Source organism: Streptomyces sp. NPDC054961, assembly GCF_053609145.1.
This window is the reverse complement of record NZ_JBSGWY010000075.1, coordinates 1-19272: the sequence shown is the minus strand read 5'-3', so window position 1 is coordinate 19272 and position 19272 is coordinate 1. Positions and strand designations below refer to the sequence as shown.

At 71.4% G+C, this 19272-nt stretch carries 20 protein-coding genes and 1 tRNA gene; 10 read left to right on the top strand and 11 right to left on the bottom strand.

The genetic code is table 11. From position 1 onward, the window contains the following. The first annotated feature begins 355 nt into the window (after positions 1-355). The 5 genes from ACWF9Z_RS35630 to ACWF9Z_RS35610 all read left to right on the top strand — a co-directional run bounded on the left by ACWF9Z_RS35630 (position 356) and on the right by ACWF9Z_RS35610 (position 4261). Complete coding sequence (locus tag ACWF9Z_RS35630) at positions 356-2137, top strand: sensor histidine kinase (RefSeq protein WP_453609637.1); 1782 nt, start codon at positions 356-358, stop codon at positions 2135-2137. Positions 2138-2175: 38 nt separating this feature from the next. Beyond that, entirely contained in the window at positions 2176-2604 is a 429-nt protein-coding gene (locus ACWF9Z_RS35625; RefSeq protein ID WP_453609635.1) for a roadblock/LC7 domain-containing protein, read from the top strand. A 134-nt stretch (positions 2605-2738) separates the two neighbouring features. Beyond that, positions 2739-3077: a DUF742 domain-containing protein gene (locus tag ACWF9Z_RS35620; protein ID WP_453609638.1), complete on the top strand. Its 339-nt coding sequence runs from the start codon at positions 2739-2741 to the stop codon at positions 3075-3077. Beyond that, positions 3055-3639, top strand: a complete 585-nt coding sequence (locus ACWF9Z_RS35615; protein ID WP_453609633.1) for a GTP-binding protein — start codon at positions 3055-3057, stop codon at positions 3637-3639. Before ACWF9Z_RS35620 ends, ACWF9Z_RS35615 begins: the two co-directional genes overlap by 23 nt. A gap of 22 nt (positions 3640-3661) precedes the next feature. Then, positions 3662-4261: a GAF domain-containing protein gene (locus ACWF9Z_RS35610; RefSeq protein ID WP_453609632.1), complete on the top strand. Its 600-nt coding sequence runs from the start codon at positions 3662-3664 to the stop codon at positions 4259-4261. Between the two features lie 108 nt (positions 4262-4369). Here the strand turns inward: ACWF9Z_RS35610 and ACWF9Z_RS35605 are convergent, their stop codons facing one another. Together ACWF9Z_RS35605 and ACWF9Z_RS35600 are read right to left on the bottom strand one after the other, a co-directional pair. Further along, positions 4370-5269: a transketolase family protein gene (locus ACWF9Z_RS35605; RefSeq protein WP_453609630.1), complete on the bottom strand. Its 900-nt coding sequence runs from the start codon at positions 5267-5269 to the stop codon at positions 4370-4372. A gap of 44 nt (positions 5270-5313) precedes the next feature. Beyond that, complete coding sequence (locus ACWF9Z_RS35600; protein WP_453609628.1) at positions 5314-6015, bottom strand: transketolase; 702 nt, start codon at positions 6013-6015, stop codon at positions 5314-5316. A gap of 148 nt (positions 6016-6163) precedes the next feature. Here ACWF9Z_RS35600 and ACWF9Z_RS35595 point away from each other — a divergent pair. Then, positions 6164-6240: transfer RNA gene (locus tag ACWF9Z_RS35595), tRNA-Pro, on the top strand. Positions 6241-6268: 28 nt separating this feature from the next. On the opposite strand, the gene ACWF9Z_RS35590 is transcribed toward ACWF9Z_RS35595, so the two are convergent. From ACWF9Z_RS35590 to ACWF9Z_RS35570, 5 genes are all read right to left on the bottom strand, one after another. Next, positions 6269-6799 (bottom strand): tyrosine-type recombinase/integrase, encoded by a 531-nt coding sequence (locus ACWF9Z_RS35590; protein ID WP_453609626.1) that lies wholly within the window; start codon positions 6797-6799, stop codon positions 6269-6271. 345 nt (positions 6800-7144) lie between these two features. Beyond that, positions 7145-7354, bottom strand: coding sequence for a hypothetical protein (locus ACWF9Z_RS35585; protein ID WP_453609624.1), 210 nt, complete (start codon positions 7352-7354; stop codon positions 7145-7147). Positions 7355-7405: 51 nt separating this feature from the next. Further along, a complete protein-coding gene (locus ACWF9Z_RS35580) occupies positions 7406-7957 on the bottom strand; it encodes a hypothetical protein (RefSeq protein WP_453609623.1) in 552 nt (183 codons plus the stop codon). 159 nt (positions 7958-8116) lie between these two features. Beyond that, positions 8117-8284: a hypothetical protein gene (locus ACWF9Z_RS35575; protein WP_453609621.1), complete on the bottom strand. Its 168-nt coding sequence runs from the start codon at positions 8282-8284 to the stop codon at positions 8117-8119. A gap of 133 nt (positions 8285-8417) precedes the next feature. Beyond that, on the bottom strand, positions 8418-8573 hold the full coding sequence (locus tag ACWF9Z_RS35570) for a DUF6131 family protein (RefSeq protein WP_453609619.1): 156 nt from the start codon (positions 8571-8573) through the stop codon (positions 8418-8420). Between the two features lie 587 nt (positions 8574-9160). Between ACWF9Z_RS35570 and ACWF9Z_RS35565 the strand changes: the two genes are divergently transcribed. The 4 genes from ACWF9Z_RS35565 (at position 9161) to ACWF9Z_RS35550 (ending at position 11668) form a co-directional block, all read left to right on the top strand. After that, positions 9161-9334 (top strand): CsbD family protein, encoded by a 174-nt coding sequence (locus ACWF9Z_RS35565; RefSeq protein WP_362064443.1) that lies wholly within the window; start codon positions 9161-9163, stop codon positions 9332-9334. A 51-nt stretch (positions 9335-9385) separates the two neighbouring features. After that, positions 9386-10297 carry a DUF1206 domain-containing protein gene (locus ACWF9Z_RS35560; RefSeq protein WP_453609617.1) on the top strand — a complete coding sequence of 304 codons (912 nt, stop codon included), beginning with the start codon at positions 9386-9388 and terminating at the stop codon, positions 10295-10297. Between the two features lie 31 nt (positions 10298-10328). Beyond that, the gene (locus ACWF9Z_RS35555; RefSeq protein ID WP_453609616.1) at positions 10329-11129 is read left to right on the top strand and encodes a ribonuclease BN; all 801 of its coding nucleotides are present in this window, start codon (positions 10329-10331) and stop codon (positions 11127-11129) included. Positions 11130-11278: 149 nt separating this feature from the next. Beyond that, positions 11279-11668, top strand: coding sequence for a hypothetical protein (locus tag ACWF9Z_RS35550; RefSeq protein ID WP_453609614.1), 390 nt, complete (start codon positions 11279-11281; stop codon positions 11666-11668). Positions 11669-11993: 325 nt separating this feature from the next. Here ACWF9Z_RS35550 and ACWF9Z_RS35545 read toward each other — a convergent pair whose 3' ends face one another. The 4 genes from ACWF9Z_RS35545 to ACWF9Z_RS35530 all read right to left on the bottom strand — a co-directional run. Beyond that, complete coding sequence (locus tag ACWF9Z_RS35545; protein ID WP_453609612.1) at positions 11994-13415, bottom strand: hypothetical protein; 1422 nt, start codon at positions 13413-13415, stop codon at positions 11994-11996. A gap of 17 nt (positions 13416-13432) precedes the next feature. After that, entirely contained in the window at positions 13433-14056 is a 624-nt protein-coding gene (locus ACWF9Z_RS35540) for a hypothetical protein (protein WP_453609610.1), read from the bottom strand. Positions 14057-15410: 1354 nt separating this feature from the next. Continuing rightward, positions 15411-16184, bottom strand: coding sequence for a thioesterase II family protein (locus ACWF9Z_RS35535; protein WP_453609608.1), 774 nt, complete (start codon positions 16182-16184; stop codon positions 15411-15413). A gap of 196 nt (positions 16185-16380) precedes the next feature. After that, on the bottom strand, positions 16381-19272 hold a 2892-nt coding region (locus ACWF9Z_RS35530; RefSeq protein ID WP_453609606.1), incomplete at its 5' end, for an SDR family NAD(P)-dependent oxidoreductase.

Below are 19272 nucleotides of genomic sequence, written 5' to 3'. Positions count from 1 at the left end.
GGGCGCGGGCCCGCGCCGCCGCCCGCCCCCCCCCCCCCCCCGCGCCCCCCCCCGGCCCCGCCCCCCCGCCGCCCCCTCCACGGTCTCCCGGCCCGAATCTCCAGCGCCCGACGGATCGGGCGGGGCGCGTGGGGCGGCCCGGGCGGCTGGTGCGCGCCCCCGGCCGGCACGGGCGTACGCGCCACCGGCGCATTCGGGCTGTCGTGCGAGCGCTCCATCGGGAGCGGGAAGCACCCGGGGCAAGTTCCCCAACTGGCCGTCCGGGGCGGGAGAGTGCGGTCTAGCGTGGGTATCCGGTGATCAACACCGGATCCCGGGACGCCCGGGGGCCGGGCCCCACTGACCGAGGACGAAGATGTCCGGACTCCGCGCCGCCCGCCACTCCCCGTCGAGACACGCCGTCACCGGTCCCGGCCGGCACATACGGCCCCAGCTGATCCGCGCCGCCGTCCTGCCCACGCTGGCCGCCGGGCTCAGCGGAGCCGCCGCGGTGATCTTCACGCTCCAGCTCGGCGGCGGCGCGGGTGCCCGCGACCCCAGGCTCTGGCCGGTGCTCACCGGATGCGCCCTGCTCGTCGTCGGCGCGCTCGCGGCCGCCCTGCTCGGGGCCCAGCGCGCGGCCAACACCGTCCGCGACCGCTGCGAGGCGCTGCGCCGCTCCAGCGTCCGCGGCCGCCAGGAGCTGCGTACGGCCGCCGAGGGGCTGGAACGGGGGGAACTCCCCGCCCGCCCGGTGCGCGGCGGCCCCGACGGGCCGGCGGCGGGGGGCGACACGGCGGGACTGGACGAGTTCTGGCTGCTCTCCCAGGAGCTGCGAGGAGCCCGCGAACACGCGCACACGACCCTGGTCCGGCTCGGCGGCCCGGTCGCGCCCTCCGACAGCGACCGCAAGGTCGAGGTCTTCGTCAACCTCGCGCGCCGCCTCCAGTCCCTGGTCCACCGCGAGATCTCGCTGCTGGACGACCTGGAGGACACGGTCGAGGACCCGGACCTGCTCAAGGAGCTCTTCCACGTCGACCACCTCGCCACCCGGATCCGCCGCCACGCCGAGAACCTCGCCGTGCTCGGCGGCGCCGCCTCGCGCCGCCAGTGGACCCGGCCCATCGACCTGAGCGAGGTGCTGCGCTCCTCGGTCGCGGAGGTCGAGCAGTACACCCGGGTCAAGGTGGTGCCCCCGGCGGGCGGCACCGTACGCGGACACGCCGTCGCCGACGTCGTGCACCTGCTCGCCGAACTCGTCGAGAACGCCACGGTGTTCTCGGCCCCGGACACCGATGTGGTGCTGCGCGCGGAGCGGGTCACCTCCGGGATCGCGATCGAGGTGGAGGACCGGGGCCTCGGGATGCCGCCCGAGGAAGCACGCCGGATGAACGCCCTGCTGAGCGATCCCGACCAGATCAGCGTCCGGAACCTGCTGGCGGACGGCCGGATCGGCCTGTTCGTCGTCTCCGCGCTGGCCCGGCGGCACGGGATCGCCGTCGAGCTCAAGTCCAACATCTACGGCGGCGTGCTCGCCGTCCTCGTCCTGCCCCTGGAGCTGCTGGGAGCGCAGGTCCCGGGCGAGGCCGACGCCCTGGCCGGCCCGCGGGCCACCTCGTGGGGGACCGGGGAGGGGGCGGGGGCGGGCGCCCCGTCGCTGGAACCGGTACGCGTGAGCCCGCCGAGGAGGGAGCCGACCGTCCCGCCCCGGACCGTCCCGCCTCCGACCGTCCCGCCTCCGTCCGCCCCGGCCTGGGCCGCCGGCGTGCCGGGCACGGGGCCCCTGACCGGCCCCGTGCCCGTGTCCATGCCCGCCCCCCTGCCCGTGCCCGTGCCCGTCCCCGCGGTCGTTTCGGGGGCCGCCCCGGCGCCGGGTGCGGCGTCCGCGGCGGTGGCGGCGCCCGCGGTGCGCGTACCGCCGCAGCCGGCTCCCGAGCAGGCTCCGGTCCCGTTCTCCGTGCCGGCCGCCCGGAGCGGTGGGGAGCGGCCGCCGCTGCCCCGGCGACGGGCTCAGGACCACCTCGCGCCCCCACTGCGCGAAGCCCCCGTACCCCGGGCCGTGCGCGACCCGGGCGCGGAGCAGCCCGTCCACGATCCGGGCCTGATGGCGGCCTTCCAGCGGGGCTTCGGCCTCGCCCAGTCGGAGCACCACACGTGACCCCGGCCCCTCACCCGACAGCGAAGGAGCGCACCCCCATGGGCGGCGAAGTGACGACCACGACCAGTCGGCTCTCGGATCTCGACTGGCTGCTCAGCGGCCTGGTCCAGCGGGTGCCCTACACGCGCAGCGCGGTGCTGCTGACCGCCGACGGACTCGTCACGTGCGTGCACGGGCTGGACGCCGACAGCGCCGACCACCTGGCGGCGCTCGCCTCCGGGCTGTACTCGCTGGGCCGCAGCGCCGGATCGCGGTTCGCGGACGGCGCCGAGGTCCGGCAGGTGGTGGTCGAGCTCGACACCGCCCTCGTGTTCGTGTCGGCGGCGGGGTCCGGCACCTGTCTGGCCGTACTGGCGGACCGGGAGGCCGACGCGGGCGTGCTCGGCTACGAGATGGCGATGCTGGTGAAGAGCGTGCGCCCGTACCTGGCCGCGCCGCCGAGGCGGCCCGCCGCCGACGCGGAGTGATGGGGGCCGGGACGAGGGGGGCGGGGACGAGGAGTGCGACGGCCGCGTTCGGGGTCCGTGGGGCACCGGGGGAGCCCGGGGTGCCGCGCACGGCGCGCGACACGCCGTGGGTGGACGATTCGGCGGGCCGGGTGATGCGCCCCTACACGGCGAGCGGCGGGCGGACCCGGTCGGCCGTCGCCCTCGACCTGCTGTCACTGGTCACGGCGACCGGAGTACGCCCCCGTGCGCCGCTCGGCCCCGAACACACGCTCGCGCTCCGGCTGTGCGCGGGCGCGGCGGCCGTCACCGTCGCCGAGGTGGCGGGACAGCTGAGGCTGCCCGCGGTGGTGGTCAAGGTGCTCCTGTCCGACTTGATGGAACACGGGGCCGTCACGGTGCGGGCGCCGCGCTTCCCGGGCGGCGGCTCCTTCGCCGCCGACGACCAGTCCCTGCTCCGGGCGGTGCTCGATGGCCTGCGCAGAAAGCTGTGAGACACCCGCCCCGGCCCTCCCCGCGACCTTGAAGATCCTGGTCGCGGGCGGGTTCGGGGCGGGCAAGACCACCTTCGTGGGCGCGGTGAGCGAGATCGAGCCGCTGAGCACGGAGGAGGCCCTGAGCGGGCTGAGCGGGGCAGCCGACCCGCTGGCGGGGGTCGAGGCGAAGACGACCACCACCGTGGCGCTGGACTTCGGCCGGATCACCCTGGACGGGGGGCACGTGCTCTACCTCTTCGGCACGCCCGGCCAGCAGCGCTTCTGGTTCCTGTGGGAGGAGCTGTGCGCGGGCGCGCTGGGGGCCGTCGTGCTCGCCGACACGCGCCGCCTCGCCGACTGCTTCCCCGCCGTGGACTTCTTCGAACGGCGCGGGATCGGCTTCGTCGTCGCCGTCAACGAGTTCGACGGCGGACACCGCTACGCCGCCGACGAGGTGCGGGAAGCGGTGGGGCTCGGGCCGGAGGTGCCCGTCCTGCGGTGCGACGCGCGGCTGCCCGGCTCCGGCACGGGAACGCTCGCCGCACTCGTCCACCACCTGCTGTCGAAGTATCCGCAGTGATACGGAATTCGGGGGAGACACCATGACCTACTACGAGTCGACCGGGCACCTGCTGCTCACACCGGTGGACCGGGAGGCGCCCGCGCGCGTCGCCCGGCTGCGCGAACTGGGCCTGGGCGAGCGGGCGGACGGCGAACTGGACGCCTTCGCGCGCACGGTCGCGGACGCGCTGGCCGCGCCGTACGCCGGCATCAACTTCATCAACGAGGAGAGGCAGTTCTTCGCCGGGCTGCACCACGCCGCCGGCGCCCCGGCCAGCGGGTACCCGGCACGGGCGCTGGCCAGGGACCACGGCTACTGCCCGCACGTGGTGGTGCGGCGGCGCGCCCTGGTGCTCGAGGACGTACGGGACTTCGCGCGCTTCGCGGGCAACGCGGTCGTGGACGGGAGCGGGGTGCGCTCCTACGTGGGCGCGCCGCTCACCGACCGGCGCGGGATCGTCCTGGGGACGGTGTGCGCGGTGGACGTGGTGCCGAGGCGGTGGGGTCTGGCGGGGCTGGCGACGGTGAAGGACCTGGCGGCGGAGCTGGTGCGACGGGTGCACGAACGGGAGGACCGGCGGGACGCGCGCCGCGGGGACGAACCGCGGGCGGACGACCGGCCGACGGGCCGGTGCGGGTGAGCGCGAGGGGCGGGTGGGGGCGAGGGGCGGGTGAGGGGCGGGCGGCCCCCCACGCCTCGCCGCGGCACCCCGAGGCGGGCGCCGGTGCGGCGGGAGGCGCGGAGGAGCTCAGCTCCCGGTGAACGCGGCGATGCGGGCGCGCAGCGAAGCCGGGTCGAGGCCGTGGGCGGCCGTGTGCTCGTCGAGCGTGCCGTAGCGGCGCAGCTCGGCGCGGCCCACGCCCAGGCCGAGCACCCGGTGCGGAACGTGCGCCAGGGCGTCGTTGGCGGCTGCCGTCGAGGTGCCCGCGAGGTACGGCTCGACCAGGACCACGTCCGCCGCGCCGCGCCCGGCGGCGGCGCGCAGGGCCGCGTCGTCGAAGGGCCGCACGGTCGGCGCGTACAGGACGGTCAGGTCCGTGCCCTCGGTCGCGGCGAGGACGTGGTCGAGCAGCGGGCCGACGGCGACCACGACGCCCGCGCGCCCCTCCCGTACCGTCCGGAACCCCAGGCCGGTCACGGGCCGGGCTCCGGCGTTGGACTGCGCCGAGAGCCGGACGTACACCTTGTCGTCCCCCGCGGCGTAGGCGTGGCGCAGGAGTGCCTCGGCCTCGTCGGGGTGGCCCGGGACGTGGACGGTCCAGCCGTCCAGGGTGTCCAGCAGGGCCACGTCACCCGGTGCCATGTGGGTGTAACCGCCGGCCGGCCAGTCGTAGCTCCCGTTCGCGCTGACCAGTACCCCGCCCGTGCCCTGGTGCCCGAAGTCGAGCTTGATCTGCTCGAAGGGGCGTTCCACCAGGAAACTGGCGAAGGTGTGCACGACGGGCCGCATTCCCGTGAGCGCCAGCCCGGCGCCGACACCGATGAGCAGCTGCTCGCGGATGCCGACGTTGACCACCCGGTCCGGGTGGCGGTCCCGGGCGGGGCGGAAGCCGTCCATGGTGATCTCGGCGAGCACCAGGGCCAGCCGGGGATCTTCGTCGAGTGCGTGAGATGTGACCGAGATGAACCGTTCGCGCATGGTGTCCATGTCTCCCCCTGCTTCTTGATCCGTGCTTCTGCTGCTTCTTGCTGCTACTGCTTCTTCTCGACGCGGGCGACGACGACGTGCGGCCGGCCCGGGTGCGGCGCGGTGTACGCGGCGTGCAGCGCCGCGTGGTCCCGGCCGTCCACGGTGGTCGCCGACCATCCCGCCGCCTCGAAACGGGAGGCGATGCCGCCCGGCCAGCCGTGGGTCGCGGAGTCGTTGTCGATCACGATCGTGTGCAGCCGCTCCAGCCCGGCCGAGCCGGCGTACGCGAGCGCCTCGTGGTTGCTGCCCTCGTCCAGCTCGGCGTCCCCGATGAGCACCCACACCGCGGGGTCGGTCAGCCCCTGGGCCCGCAGCCCGAGCGCGGTCCCGACGGCGAGCGGCAGACCGTGTCCGAGGGAGCCGCTGCCGATCTCCACGCCGGGGATGAGGGTGCGGTCCGGGTGGTGCCCGAGGGGCGAGTCGTAGGCGCCGAAACCGCTCAGCCAGTCGACGGGGACGAACCCCTTGGCGGCGAGGACGGCGTAGTAGGCCATCGGCCCGTGCCCCTTGGACAGCAGGAACCGGTCCCGCCCGGCATCCTCGGCGGTGCCGGGGCCGACGCGCAGCACCCGGTCGTAGAGCACCCACAGTGCGTCCAGCGTGGAGGAGGCGGCGGGGCCGTGCTTCTCGGCCCCGGTCATGAGCGTGATGAGCGGCGCGAGGTCCTCGTAACCGAGCCCCGTGTCCGCGGTTGCCTGTGTCATGAGTCGATCTTCCAACCTCAAGTTCACTTGAGGTCAAGCCCCGTCGCGCCGTGCCGGTGCCGCCGCACAGGTGCGCGCGACCACTGCCCGAAGTGCGGTATCGTTCTCCTGCGCGTTCAGCCAGGGGAAACCCCAGGTCAACGGGCATCGGGACGTGGCGCAGCTTGGTAGCGCACTTGACTGGGGGTCAAGGGGTCGCAGGTTCAAATCCTGTCGTCCCGACCAGCGTTTACGCAGGTCGGAGGCCGTTCTCTCAATTTTGAGAGGACGGCCTTTCGTGCGTCCGGAGCCATGGTGGTCGCAATGTGGTCGCACGTCCGGTCTGTGGCCTGTCGGCCGTGGCACTGAAGGACGGTGGCGAGGGGGAGCAGAGTCGGCGCACAGCCTCACGGAGTCGGTGGATGTGGTCGCGTGGTGGTCGCAGCCACGGCGTACGGCCCGTTTGGTGGCTGGCCTTCTCAGCTCCGGTGAGGGTGTGGTCGATGGTGTCGACGGCTTTGCGGGCTGCCTGCTGGGTGAGGTGGCCGTAGATGTTGGCGGTGGTCGACAGGGTGGAGTGCCGCAGGGTCTTGGAGACGACGGTGAGCGGCACGCCGGCGGTGATGGTGATGGTGGCGGCCAGGTGGCGGAGGTCGTGCACCGAGATCCTGGGGACGCCCGCTTCCTCGGAGAGCCGGTGGAGTCGGTCCAGGACCTGGTGTGGGCCGAGAGGACGGCCATCGGGTCGGCAGAAGACCAGCCCGGCGAACGGATCGTCAGGAGGCCTGCGACCACACGCGACCACCACGCCCACTGGAGGCGCCGTGACCAGCGTTCTTCCCTTGTCCGGGCGCCAAGGCAACGCTGTGGCCGAGCAGCTCCGCAGGACGCCCAACAGACTCTTCGTCTCCTGGTGGTACAGCGGCTGCACCACCCGGCGGAGTGCCGGCGGCTGAAGGACAAGGCTCGCCGGATCTTGGACCAGAGCAAGAAGGAGAGCGAGCGGGGCCTCGGCCCCATGTGACGGCCCTGTACCTGTACCGGCCGGTGGCTGCCCACGCGATCTCTCCGCGTGAGGGAGATGCCGGCCGGTCTCGTGCGCCCAAGCGCCCACAGCCAGACGACACTCTTCGCGGGTCCGGCCCGCTGGTCAGGTGCTGAGCAGGCGGTCGAAGAAGGATCGGTACTGGCGTAGTGCCAGGCGCAGGTCCTCGGTGGCGACCTCCTCGCCGCGGTGCCATTGGCTTTCGAGTCCCTGCTTGTGGTCGGCGAATGTGGTGGCGAGCAACTGCATGACCTCGGCGACGAGCCCGTCTGCCGCGAGCACCGACTGCTTCGGGTCGTCGACGACTCTCTGCATGTCCCTTCACCTCCATGTGGTGGCGAACGGCCGCTTGCGGCTGCGGGGCACTCAGCGGCGTTCTTCGTCCGGCGAAGCGGTGTCGTCTTTCAGCAGTTCCTCGAACAGCGCCCGGTAGTGGACCATGGCGCCCCGCAGTTCTTCCGTCGTGGTGTCCCTGCTGCGGGCCCGCCCCTTGACTTCATGGGCGATGCGGTAGTGGTCCAGGGTCCGGGAGTGTTCGACCGAGAGGTCCCGCTTCTGCTGCTCGAAATTCTCGGTCGGGTAGCCGCGCTCGCTCATGAGTGTGGTCACGAGCCGGTCCGCCTCACCCACAGCCTGGTCGGGGCTGTCGACGAAATGTTCCTGCACGTCGGCCCAGTCCCGGGCGTACCGGTCCCGCACGGTGGAGGGCAGCGGCCTGATCTCCAGCGCCTCATGCCGCGCCTCCCTCTCCTTGAGATCGCGCTCGGCCGCTCCGCGGCTCTGCCCCGCCTCGACCGTGCGGTCATATTCGGGCCCGAACTGCTCCCGGAGGTGCCGGCGCCGGGTCATGGTCCGCATGGTCATTGCTGCGGCGGCCAGGACCACCACGGCGGCCACGATGATGACGATGGTCCACATCGCATCCTCCACTCATTGACAGCTCACGCAGGCAGCCAGAACCGGGGCGTGCGAGCGTCACCGCCGCGGGTGCCGTGCTTGGTGTGCCACATTCCAGAATTTCATATATCACCCGAAATGTGCTCTGGGCGGGCAGTGGAGGCGGTGGTGGCAAGCGGGTCAGTGGGCCGGGCGTCGGCGGCGCAGTACTGACCTCACGGCGAGGTAGGGCACGTCGGCGATCAGGAGCAGTGCGCTGGCGAAGACCAGGTACAGCATGCCTTCGACGGTCGCGCCGACGATGATCGGCACGAGCGAGGCGGTCAGCAGGAGGTAGGCGAGGACCATGGTGTGATGCCTCGGTTCGCGGTTGCGCGTGCCGGAGGCGCGGCAGGATGGCCGTGACGGCCGTGCTGTTTGCGTCCTCGGCGTCGGGGGTCGTGCGGGAACGGGGGTGTTCCCCGCGCGGTGTCCGGGGCGGCTACCAGCAGTGCCGTCGTCCGCCGACCTTGTGTCCGACGGATCCCAGGATCCACAGGATGATGCCGATGACGACCAGGACGATCCCGATGGTCCACAGGATGGCGATGCCGACCACGTAGCCGACGACCAGCAGAATGATTCCGAGGACGATCATGATGTCGCCGATCTCACGGAGCGATGCAAAGCCCCTGTTCCCAGGGTAGACGCGCCCTCTGCCTGTGGCTTCCCGGGCAGGACAGTCCTACCGTGGAGAGACAGCGAGCAGACCTCTGGAGCGCGCCATGCTCGTCATCCTCGGACTCGTCCTCCTGATCGCCGCAGTGGTCGTCGGTGTGGCCGGCGTCGTTACCAACGACGGTGGCGTGCATGAGCTGACCGGCGGGTTCTCCGTATTCGGCTACGAGGTCACCGGCTCCACAGGCACGCTGTTCCTCTACGGCATCGTCGTCGGAGCCGTGGCCCTGCTCGGACTGAGCCTTCTCCTGGCCGGTGCCTGCCCGCCGTACCTCTCGCCGCGGCCACGACGCTCGCCCGGGACGTACCGCGCGTCGGGAGACGGCGGCTGTCGACCAGGGGCGCGAAGACGTCGTCGACCAGCGTGGCATCGCCCCGCCCACAGGCGACGGTGGGCGAGCGGCCGACCCGGACGGAGAGCACCGGAGGCTCAACCCGTTCAAGTACCGGTCGGAGCCCCGGTAGGACGCCGCATACCGGCGCACGACTTACGAAGGGTGGCCACCGATGAGTATCGGCAAGAAGATCGCGCACAAGGCCGAGGCGGTCAAGGGCGGTGCCAAGAAGACTGTCGGCCGTGTCACCGGCAGCTGGCACCTGCGGGCCGAGGGCCGTGGTGACCAGGTCAAGGGCAACGCCAAGCAGGCCGGGGCGAAGATCAAGGACGCCTTCAAGCACTGACCACTGCGCCCGCCCTGCCGGCCTCATGGCAGGGCCACGGAGGTGCCACGTATGGCCATCAAGAAGGGTGCCGCCCAGGCCAGGTCCCAGGGGCGGCGTGTGTCCAACAGCCGCGCCGTGGAGGTCCTGTCCCGGGTCGGTCTCTGCGCCCGGGGTGTGATCTACGTGCTGGTGGGGCTGCTGGCCGTGCAGATGGGTTTCGGCGGCGACAGTGGCAAGGAGGCCGACCGGTCCGGTGCGGTGCGGACCATTGGTGAGCAGCCGTTCGGCCGGGTGCTGCTGTGGGCGCTGGTGGTGGGGCTGGCGGCGATGGCGCTGTGGCGGCTGTCCGAGGCGGCGTTCGGGCAGGCGGTGACGGGCGGTGACAAGTGGACCCGGCGCCTGGGTTCGTTGGGCTTGGCGGTCTTCTACGCCGTGATCTGCATCGGTGTGGTGCAGACCGCGCTGGTCGGCGGGTCCTCGGGGAGCCGCGGCGGCAACGAGACGTCGAAGGACTACACCGCCAGGGTGCTGAACTGGCCACTCGGGCGGGTCTTCGTCGGCGTGGTCGGAGCCGTCCTGGTCATCGTCGGCGTGGTGATCGTGGTGCGCAGCCTGATGCGGAAGTTCGAGGACAATCTCCGGACTGGCGAGATGAGCCCGACGACGCGGCGGGTCGTCGCGGGGCTGGGCATCGTCGGCGGCGTGGCGACCGGCGTGGTCGCGGCGGTGGCCGGGCTGTTCGTCCTGCTGGCCGCCGTGCAGTTCGACCCCGCCCAGGCCAAGGGCATGGACGAGACGCTGCGGTCGTTCGCCACCACACCCGCCGGGCCCGTGCTGCTGATCGCCGCGGCGGTGGGCCTCCTGGTGTTCGGCCTCTACTCGTTCTGCGAAGCCCGCTGGCGCAAAGCCCCCGAGCACGGCGCCTCGGCGGAGCAGCCGACCGAGGCCCCCGGCTCGGAGGCGCGCCCCAGTGCGCCCTAGCGAGGGCATCTCGTCCGATGCCGTAGGCCGCTTGTCTCCGTTCGGGCGCCTGCGCAGCGCGATCCGCCGCTCGCGGGCCGGACGCAGGTGGGGGCGGGGCAGCGATATCGACCTGTCGCAGCTTTCACTGGGATTCGCGGCGCTCGGATTCCTGACACTGGTGCCGCTACTGATCGTCGTGTCCGCAGCCGATCCGGCGAGCGGACGGGGGTTCGCGCAATGGCTGGGAGACGGGCTCGGCGTCTCCACAGCGGCCAGAGGCGAGATCGAACGATTGTTCGCCCTGCCGGGCCAGGCATGGCGGACCACGACGGCATTCGGCCTCGCCGTGCTCGCCGTATTCGGTCTGTCGTTCGGCGCGGCGGTGCAGAGCGGCTACGAGAAGATCTGGGACCTGCCCCCGGCCCGCTGGTGGGCCAGGTGGCGGCACGTGATGTGGCTCGCCGTCCTCATCGGAATCCTCTTCCTGTCCGCGATCACACCCCAGTGGCGGGATTCCCCGGCCCGCGGGGTGGTCACCGTGCTGAGCGGCACCCTGTTCTTCTGGTGGTCCCAGCGGCTCCTGCTCGGCGGCCGGGTCGCCTGGGCCACCCTGCTGCCCGGGGCGGTCGCCACCATGCTCGGGCTGCTCGGCCTCAGGCTGTTCTCCCGGCTAGTGTTCTCACCGCTGATCGCATCCAGCGCCGTCTCCTACGGCCCGTTCGGAACCGTGCTGGTCATCCAGTCCTGGCTGGTCGGCGTCGGCGTGGTCGTGTTCGGCGGGGCGCTGGCCGGCCGGCTGCTCCACGACGAGCTCCCCCGCCTGGCACGGGCGCTGAAACGGCGAGAGTGAGGCTCGGATCCACCGCACTCGGCCCCGCTCAGGGCAGCGCGGGCCGCTGCGGACATGACCGCCCGGTGGACGGGTGGGAGAATTTCCTTACCACGGGTAGAGCGCGCGTACAGGTGCGTTCATCCCGATACAGGACAGCAGGTCAGGTCATGACCAAGCAACCGAAGCCGTCCCAGCCCCGCGATGGCGAGGGCATCAGCCGGCACAAGGAAGCCAAGCAACACGGCTGGTCTCCGGATGTGGACGAGACCACTCGGCAGGAGAACCCGAGCGCCCACCGCTCCTTCCACCCGGAGAAGTACGCCCCGGCCAAGGGCCCCGGCAGGACGGTCTCCAAGGAAGAAGCGGGCAATCCCCACGGCAACCCCTCCAAGAGCAGGGGCGCCCGCGGGGAGGACCAGAGCAAGGGCTCCGGCGACAAGGGCATGCACGACCTCGGCCCGCGAGGCCGCTCACAGCGCCCCAGCGGAACCAAGGACGCCTCCGCCTCCACAGGTGTGGACCCCCAGGAGCCGCCCGGCACACGCAGCGCCGGATAGCGCACTGACAGGCGTCGTTCTCTCCTCGACGGCGGCCCGGCCGTACCCAGGTGCCGCCTGGCGCCAAGGTGGTCCCCGGCCCCGGTGAATCGAGGTCTGGCGGGCCAGAGGGGCATGTGGTGCCCCTTGGGGACCATTTGGGCACCAGCGCACTTGACTGATCAGAAGCGCGCCTTGACTCGGTCAAGGGGAGTGATAACCCGTCCCCCGTCAGGAGCTACGACGCGCTCGGTCGGATGACCCAGCAGGTAGAACCGGTCAGCGCGACGGACTCCACCACGACGACCTTCGGTTGGGCCCCCGCTCGAGCCTACGGCGGCCGGTGTCAGCGGCGGCCGATGATCCCCGCGAACAGTGCCAGGGAGACGGTGCCGGACTTCTTGGCAGCCGCGCCGACGGCGCCCCAGCTGCCGATGGACTGCCCGTAGTTGGCCGTCAGAGCGGTACCCGTGGCTGCGGTCTTCGGGTCGGACATGTCCGTGCCGGATGCCAGCTCCACAACCAGGGGAACTTGGGTGGAGAGGTTGACGGAGCCCTGGAGGACCTTTCCGGCGATCTTTCCGCTGCTGGTGGACGTGCCGACGACCTTGGCGCCCTTGGTGCCGATGTAGTTGAAGACGGCCGAGGCGTCGGAGGCGGCGGAGCCGCCGGTGGTGGCGAGGAAGGTGCGGCCGGCGGTCTTGGAGACGACGCTGGCCTTGGAGACCGCGTTGCCGGCGGTGCCGATGGTTTTCATGGCGGCTCGGCCGGCTTTCAGGCTCTTGGCGACCGCGCCGATCCCGGGGAGGGCCGCGAGGGCGTCGGCGCCGAGACCGACGAACGTCATGGCGTCCCAGTCGCCCTTGATGGACGCGTCCACCGTGTGCGCTCCGAGCGAGGCGACGGCGGTGACGACAGCGATCGGCCCCGCGATCGGGGTGAAGACCGGGATGAGGGCCAGTATGCCGGCGACCGCGGAGACAATGCCCAGAATGTCACCGAACAGGGACCAGAAGCCGCTGCCCTGCTCGGCAGCCGCCTTGCGCGCGGCCTCGGCCTTGAGCCACTCGAACTCCTGGCCCCGCATCGTGATGATGCGGGTGAATTCGCGGTCGGTGAGCAGGGCCTGGAGCTGGAACTCGGCCTGGAGGGCGATGGCGGTGTCGATGAGGTCGTAGAGGTAGCCGTCGGGGATCCGGTCCCGGGCGTAACCGTTGTCCTTGAGCCGCCAGTAGTTCCCGGTGAAGCTCATGCCGCCCATGGCGAGGGAGTAGTTGGGGCCGGTGTTGCGGGCGATCTCCGGGTGCATGAAGGACATCACGCCCTGCACCGAGTCCCTGAGCCTCCAGAAGTCGGATTCGTCCGGCGGGTTGAATTCGCCCCTTGCCAGCTCCTCCTCCGTCGGCTGCCAGTTCCTCATCTGCTCCGCCTGCTTCTCCAGGTCGGTGCGGAGTGAGGCGGTGAATGCTTCGGCCTGCTCAGCCGCTTCCGGGCTGGAGTTCAGGTACTCGCCATACTCCTGGTCCAGGCGCTGCAGGGCGGAGAGGATCTGGTTCTCCTGGAAGACGAACATCCGCAGCAGCTGGTCGATCTTGTAGCGTTCGGCGTCGGTGAGCGTGTTCGGGTCCCAGCCCCAGATCCTCAGGGCGTCCCGCTCGTTGCCGGTGTACATGTTGAGTTCGGAGTGGACGGCGCCGACGTACTTGTCGCTGCCCGGGTCGAAGCCGAGGCTGTAGAGCTGCTCGCTGATCTGGTACGAGATGCGCATAGCGGGCTGATCCCTTCTCAGGCGGCTTCGGCGAAGACGATGGTGCGGCAGACCTGGGCGAGGATTTCGACGCAGTCCTCCCACTCGGCGGTGTTCTCCGTGGCGATGGCGAAGTCCGCCATCGCCAGCCGGCCCGGGATGGGTACGAAGACGTGGAGCTGGCGCACGACGGTGGCGCCACCTCCCTCGCCCAGGAGGTTCACCGGCCGCTCCACCTTCCTCTCCTCGGTGAGCAGCACCGCCGGCCCGGCTTCGAGGCGGACGACACCCACCTCGGCATCCGGGTAAAGGGCGCCCATGGTGCGGGCCAGACGGTGCACGGTCAGCTCGTTCGACAGCTCACTGGGGCGCGCGGTCACCGTCAGCGTCACGGACGACAACTGCTTCTCCGGTTCCTCGCGCGTCGGCCCGGAGAGAAGGGTGCCCGCGTAGACGGCGCCCGCCGCGCTGAGCATCTCGTACATCGACTGCTGTGCCAGGACGGCGTGCGCGATTTCCGCCTCCGACGGCTGCGGGTCGACCATGTTCAACCGGTCGATCAGCCGGTTCGTGTTCACCTCCGCGGATACCGCGAAGTCGATGTCCTGAAAATGCTCCGGAACTCCGAAGCTCAGCGGCAGATCGATCGTGGCATCGGGCACGGAAGCACACTCCAGGGAGACTGGGGGAAAGGGCAGGACGTGCAGTAGCCGTCACGGGAATCGACCATGGTCGTGCTCGGCCGCGCCATCCTCCGAAAGACCCCGAACGCCCGACAAGGCGGCTAATCCGGCCAAGAGTGAGGAACAGCTCGTTCCTCGCCTTAACGGCGGGGATTCATCATGGAATGCAACAAAATGCCACTCGAATCCACCGTCAGTACCCGTCTTGATCGCACGTCACCCACTCCAGTGACCCATGACCTGAACCGTGTCGCCTCCGTCACTCTTGATCTTGTCGACGCCGCTGGTCGGGATGGGCGGAGCGGAGTGACGCGGCCGTGGGTGGCTACGAGTCGCGTCCTTGGGGAGAATCCCTCGTCATGTACTGCAATGCTCGTGGCGACGCGCGTGCGCTCCTGCCCCCGGGATGCCGAAGATGAGTCGCCCCGGCCTGGCGTACGCCCACCGGATGCGGCGTGGCTTTCTTCGGTCGAGTGACGGGGAACGCTGCTCACCCGTGACCGGCTTGCCTGCGCCGCCATCACGACCTCAGGTCGGCAGTGGGGGTGGCGAGCGTCATACATGGGGTGCGGCCAGCCCGCTTTGAGGGCTGGCCCGGAAGTTCGACAGGCGTGTGAGATGCACGCCGAATCCGTGGCGGCGACCCCGAGCGGGCGCCCGGGAGGCACCTCGGCGTGACGGGTGTTTGGGGACCAGTTGGGGACCAGGGCCACTGCCCGCAGGTGCGCGAAACGCGCATTCATGTACATTTCTCGCCCTCAAATAGCCCTGTATGTCAGGATTCTGACCCTGGGGCAGCCATCTGGGGGTCAAGGGGCCGCAGGTTCAAATCCTGTCGTCCCGGCTTTGCTTCATGCAGGTCGGAGGCCGTTCTCTCATCCGTGAGAGGACGGTCTTTCGTGCGTCCGGAGCCATGCTGGTCGCACTGCGGTCGCACGTCCAGCGCCGCGGCCGGGAGGCCGCGGCGCTGAAGGCGGGCGGCACGGGGGAGCGGAGCCGACGGACTACCTCACCGAGCCGGTGGAGGTGGTCGCACCGCGGAGTACGGCTCGTCTCGCGGCCGGCCTTCTCAGCCGGCTTGACGCTGCCGAAGGCCGGAATGATCGTTTCGGACGTAGTCGCGGTAGCGGGCCATGCTGGTCGGCTCCAGTACCAGCGCCTTCGCGACCGAAACCGCACGTGGTGTGCACTCCAGCACGGGCCGCACGTCACCTGGCCCTGGTCGGCCCAGAGGCCGACCAGCGTGAGGTGCCGGCCGCACGGTTCGAGACCGAACCCCGGCGGACGCAGGAGCGGCTGCACCTGCGCCCGCCGGTTTATCGGCCCGGCCCGCTCAGAGGTGGGTCCGCAGGCGGGCGGTGACGGCGATGGCCACGGCTCTCTCGGTCGCCTGGTCCGAGAAGTAGAAGTGGCCGCCCGGGAAGATCTGGAGATCGAAAGCGCCCGTGGTGTGCCCACTCCACGCGGCGCTCTCCTCGACGTCGACCCGGGGGTCGGAGTCGCCGATCAGGGCGACGATCGGCGTGCGCAGAGGCGCCGCGTCGGGTGCCGCCCGGTACGTCTCGATCGCGCGGTAGTCGCTTCGGATGGCAGGGAGGACCATCCGTACCAACTCGTCGTCCATCAGGATGTCGGCGGACGTGCCGCTGAGCGCCTGGATCTCGGCGACGACCTGGTCGTCGTCCATCAGGTGGACCTGGACCTGCTCACCGCGGACCAGGGAAGGTGCCCGGCGTGCGGAGGCGAAGAGAGCCACCGGAGTGCGCTCCCCGTCCCGCTCCAGCCTGCGCGCCACCTCGAAGGCCACGACCGCTCCCAGGCTGTGCCCGAAGAAGGCGTAGGGCAGCCCGTCCGGCGGCCGGAACGCCTCACGGATCCGGTCGGCCAGCAGGCCGACATCCTCCAACGCCGCTTCCGCCCGGCGGTCCTGGCGCCCCGGATACTGGACGGCCCGTACGTCGACGTCCGCGTCGAACCGGCCCGCCAGCGGTCTGAAGAAGCTGGCCGAACCGCCCGCGTGCGGAAAGCACAGCAGCTGGATCCGGGCGCTCGGCGTCGGCCGCAGCGGCCGGAGCCAGAGGCTGCTGTCGATCGTCAGTTCTGCCATCGGATGGCCTCTCTTCTCGTGTGTATGTGTGCACCGGGTGCCGGGCGGGTGAGGCCCGTTCGCCCCCGCAATGGCGGGCCTGGGGCGGAGCGGGCCGGGCTGGGCTGGGCCGGAGTCGGCCGGGACGGATCGCCGCGAGCCGCCCCAGGAGCGATGGGCTCAGGGGCCGCTCGATCGGATCGGCCGGCTGGATGCGTCAGTTGGCGCCGAGCTCGTTGTCGATGAAGGCGAAGATCTCGTCGTCGGACGCGCCGCCGATTTGGTCGAGGACGTCGGGCGTGTCGTCGTCCATGTCCTCGGTGCCGTTCAGCGCCGCGAGCAGCGTCTGGAGCCGCGCCGACAGCCCCGAGCGGACCTCGTCCGCGGACTGCTTCCGTGCGAAGGCCGCCTCGAACCGGTCGAGTTCCGCCAGCAGCACGTCAGCCGGATCCGGTACGGCCTGCGCCAGCAGGTAGGACGCCAGGACAGCGGGCGTCGGGTGGTCGAACACCAGCGTCGCCGTCAGCCGCAGGCCGGTGGTGTTGTTGAGCAGGTTGCGCAGCTCGACCGCTGTCAGCGAGTCGAGGCCCATGTCGAGGAAGCCGCGGTCGAGATCGAGGCCGCTCCCGCCGGAGTGCCCCAGCACCGTGCCCACGCACTGGCGCACCAGGTCGAAGACGATCCGCCGCTGCTCTTCCTCTGCGAGCCCGGCGAGCCGGGCGGCGAGCGTCGTTCCGCCCGCGTTCGCGCCCGTGTTCGTGCCCCTGGCGCCGCCGGCTGCCGTGGCGCCCGCCACCGAGCGGCGACGCCGGGTGGGAACCAGGCCGTGCAGGACGGGGGAAGCGTTCTCGTCGAGTGCGTTCAGGTCGAGGTGGGCGGGGGCGAGGGCGGGGTGGTTGGTGGTGAGGGCGGTGTCGAAGAGGTGGAGTCCCTGGTGGGTGGTGAGGGGGGCGATGCCGGAGCGTGCGATGCGGGCGAGGTCGGCCTGCGACAGCTCCTCCGCCATGCCGCCGCTTTCGCCGCCCCAGAGTCCCCAGGCGAGGGAGGTGGCTGGGAGGTTGTGGGCGTGGCGGTGGTGGGCCAGGGCGTCGAGATACGTGTTCGCGGCGGCGTAGTTGGCCTGGCCGGCGTTGCCGATGATGCCGGTGATGGAGGAGAAGAGGATGAATGCGGTCAGGTCGAGGTGTTTGGTGAGGTCGTGGAGGTTCCAGGCGGCGTCGACCTTGGGCCGCAGGACATCGGAGAGGCGTTCGGGGGTGAGGTTTTCGAGGAGGGTGTCGGCGAGGACGCCGGCGGTGTGGACCACGGCGGTGAGGGGGTGCTCTGCGGGAATGGCGGCGAGAAGCTCGGCCGTCGCGTCCCGGTCGGCCAGATCACACGCAGCGAAAGTGATCTGTGCGCCGAGGGCGGTGAGTTCGTCGGCGAGTTCGGTGGCTCCGGGGGCGTCGGCTCCGCGTCGGCTGACCAGGAGCAGGTGCTTGGCGTGGTGGTGGGTGAGGAGGTGGCGGGCGAAGAGGGTGCCGAGGGTGCCGGTGGCGCCGGTGACCAGGACCGTCCCCGCTGGTTGGAGAACGGTTTCGGTGTTGGTGCCCTGGTCATTGGTGGTGGGGGTGAGGTGGGGGGTGTGGGGGGTGTGGTTGCGGTGGGCGGTCTGGGGGTGGGTGGTGTTCAGAGTGGTGACGGTGGTGAGGGGGTGGTGGTCGAGGTCGAGGAGGGTGATGCGGTGGGGGTGTTCGGTCTGGGCGGTGCGGGCCAGGCCCCAGATGGCGGCGGCGGTGAGGTCCGGTGCCGGGTCGGTGGGGTGGGTGGTGACCGCGTGACGGGTGACCACGGTCAGATGTCCGTCGGTGTGGTCGGGGTGGGCGAGCCAGGCCTGGAGGGTGGCGAGGGTGCGGGTCAGGACCGCGTGGGTGTGCGCGGGGTCGGTGGTGGTGGAGGGTTCGATGGTGAGCAGGACGTGGGCGTGCGCGGGCACGGTGTCCAGCTCGGCGTGGACCGGCACGTCCTCCAGGCCGAAGGCCTCGGTGCCGAGGATGGCGTGGTCGCCTTCGCCGACGGTGGGCTCGGTGCTCGCCTCCGAAGTGGGGACGGGGGTCCAGGTGAGTTGGTAGAGGTCGTTGACGGCCGGCGTGGTGGCGGCGAGCTGGTCGGGGGTGATCTCCCGGACGGTGAGCGACTCCACGCCGATGACGGGCGTGCCGGCCGGGTCGGTGGCGTCGAGGGCGTAGGTGTTCTCACCGGTGGCCTGCCAGTGGACGCGCAGGCTCGTCGCGCCGGTGGCGTGCAGCGCGACACCGCTCCATGCGAACGGCAGGATGACGCGGTGCTCGGTCTGGTCCGCCAGGAGGGTGTGCAGGGCGGCGTCGAGGAGCGCCGGGTGGACGCCGAAGCCGGTGGTACCGGTGTCGCTTTCGGGGAGGGTGATCTCGGCGTGCAGGTCGCCGTTGCCGGTGCGCCAGGCGGTGTGCAGGCCCTGGAACAGCGGGCCGTACTCGTAGCCGCGCTCGGCGAGCCGGTCGTAGAGGCCGTCGAGGTCGATCCGCTCGGCGCCGGCCGGCGGCCACGCGCCGGTGGTGGGCACAGGCTCGGCAATCACGGACGTCAGACGCCCGGTCGCATGACGAACCCAGGCGCCCTCGCCGCTCTCCGACCGCGAGTGCACCGCGAGGACGAACCCCTCGCTCTCGTCCGGACTCACCGTCACCTGCAGGTGAACACCCTCACCCTCTCCCACAGCCAACGGCGCGTGGAGGGTGAGGTCTTCGAGGTGTCCGGCGCCGAGGTGGTCACCGGCGGCGATGGCGAGGTCGACGAACGCGGTCCCCGGCAGGATGACGTTGCCGAGGACGGCGTGGCCGGATAGCCACGGCTGCGCCGTGCGGGACAGCCGCCCGGTGAACACCGCACCGCCCTCACCGGCCAGGTCGACGGCGGCTGCGAGGAGACCGTGCGAGGTGATGCTCTGGCCCAGGCCCGTCGCGTCACCGGTGACGGCGGGCGCGTCCAGCCAGTGACGGCGGCGCTGGAAGGCGTAGGTGGGCAGGTCGACGATGTTGCCGTTGGTGAGGGTGTGGGTCTGTTCCCAGTTGACGGGGGTGCCGGTGGTCCA

Coding starts and splice junctions, on each gene's coding strand:
- ACWF9Z_RS35570 (WP_453609619.1), bottom strand. CDS start 8,573: ATGATCGTCCTCGGAATCATTCTGCTGGTCGTCGGCTACGTGGTCGGC.
- ACWF9Z_RS35560 (WP_453609617.1), top strand. CDS start 9,386: ATGGCCATCAAGAAGGGTGCCGCCCAGGCCAGGTCCCAGGGGCGGCGT.
- ACWF9Z_RS35585 (WP_453609624.1), bottom strand. CDS start 7,354: ATGCAGAGAGTCGTCGACGACCCGAAGCAGTCGGTGCTCGCGGCAGAC.
- ACWF9Z_RS35625 (WP_453609635.1), top strand. CDS start 2,176: ATGGGCGGCGAAGTGACGACCACGACCAGTCGGCTCTCGGATCTCGAC.
- ACWF9Z_RS35580 (WP_453609623.1), bottom strand. CDS start 7,957: ATGTGGACCATCGTCATCATCGTGGCCGCCGTGGTGGTCCTGGCCGCC.
- ACWF9Z_RS35545 (WP_453609612.1), bottom strand. CDS start 13,415: ATGCGCATCTCGTACCAGATCAGCGAGCAGCTCTACAGCCTCGGCTTC.
- ACWF9Z_RS35565 (WP_362064443.1), top strand. CDS start 9,161: ATGAGTATCGGCAAGAAGATCGCGCACAAGGCCGAGGCGGTCAAGGGC.
- ACWF9Z_RS35605 (WP_453609630.1), bottom strand. CDS start 5,269: ATGGACACCATGCGCGAACGGTTCATCTCGGTCACATCTCACGCACTC.
- ACWF9Z_RS35575 (WP_453609621.1), bottom strand. CDS start 8,284: ATGGTCCTCGCCTACCTCCTGCTGACCGCCTCGCTCGTGCCGATCATC.
- ACWF9Z_RS35620 (WP_453609638.1), top strand. CDS start 2,739: ATGCGCCCCTACACGGCGAGCGGCGGGCGGACCCGGTCGGCCGTCGCC.
- ACWF9Z_RS35615 (WP_453609633.1), top strand. CDS start 3,055: ATGGCCTGCGCAGAAAGCTGTGAGACACCCGCCCCGGCCCTCCCCGCG.
- ACWF9Z_RS35550 (WP_453609614.1), top strand. CDS start 11,279: ATGACCAAGCAACCGAAGCCGTCCCAGCCCCGCGATGGCGAGGGCATC.
- ACWF9Z_RS35630 (WP_453609637.1), top strand. CDS start 356: ATGTCCGGACTCCGCGCCGCCCGCCACTCCCCGTCGAGACACGCCGTC.
- ACWF9Z_RS35535 (WP_453609608.1), bottom strand. CDS start 16,184: ATGGCAGAACTGACGATCGACAGCAGCCTCTGGCTCCGGCCGCTGCGG.
- ACWF9Z_RS35600 (WP_453609628.1), bottom strand. CDS start 6,015: ATGACACAGGCAACCGCGGACACGGGGCTCGGTTACGAGGACCTCGCG.
- ACWF9Z_RS35610 (WP_453609632.1), top strand. CDS start 3,662: ATGACCTACTACGAGTCGACCGGGCACCTGCTGCTCACACCGGTGGAC.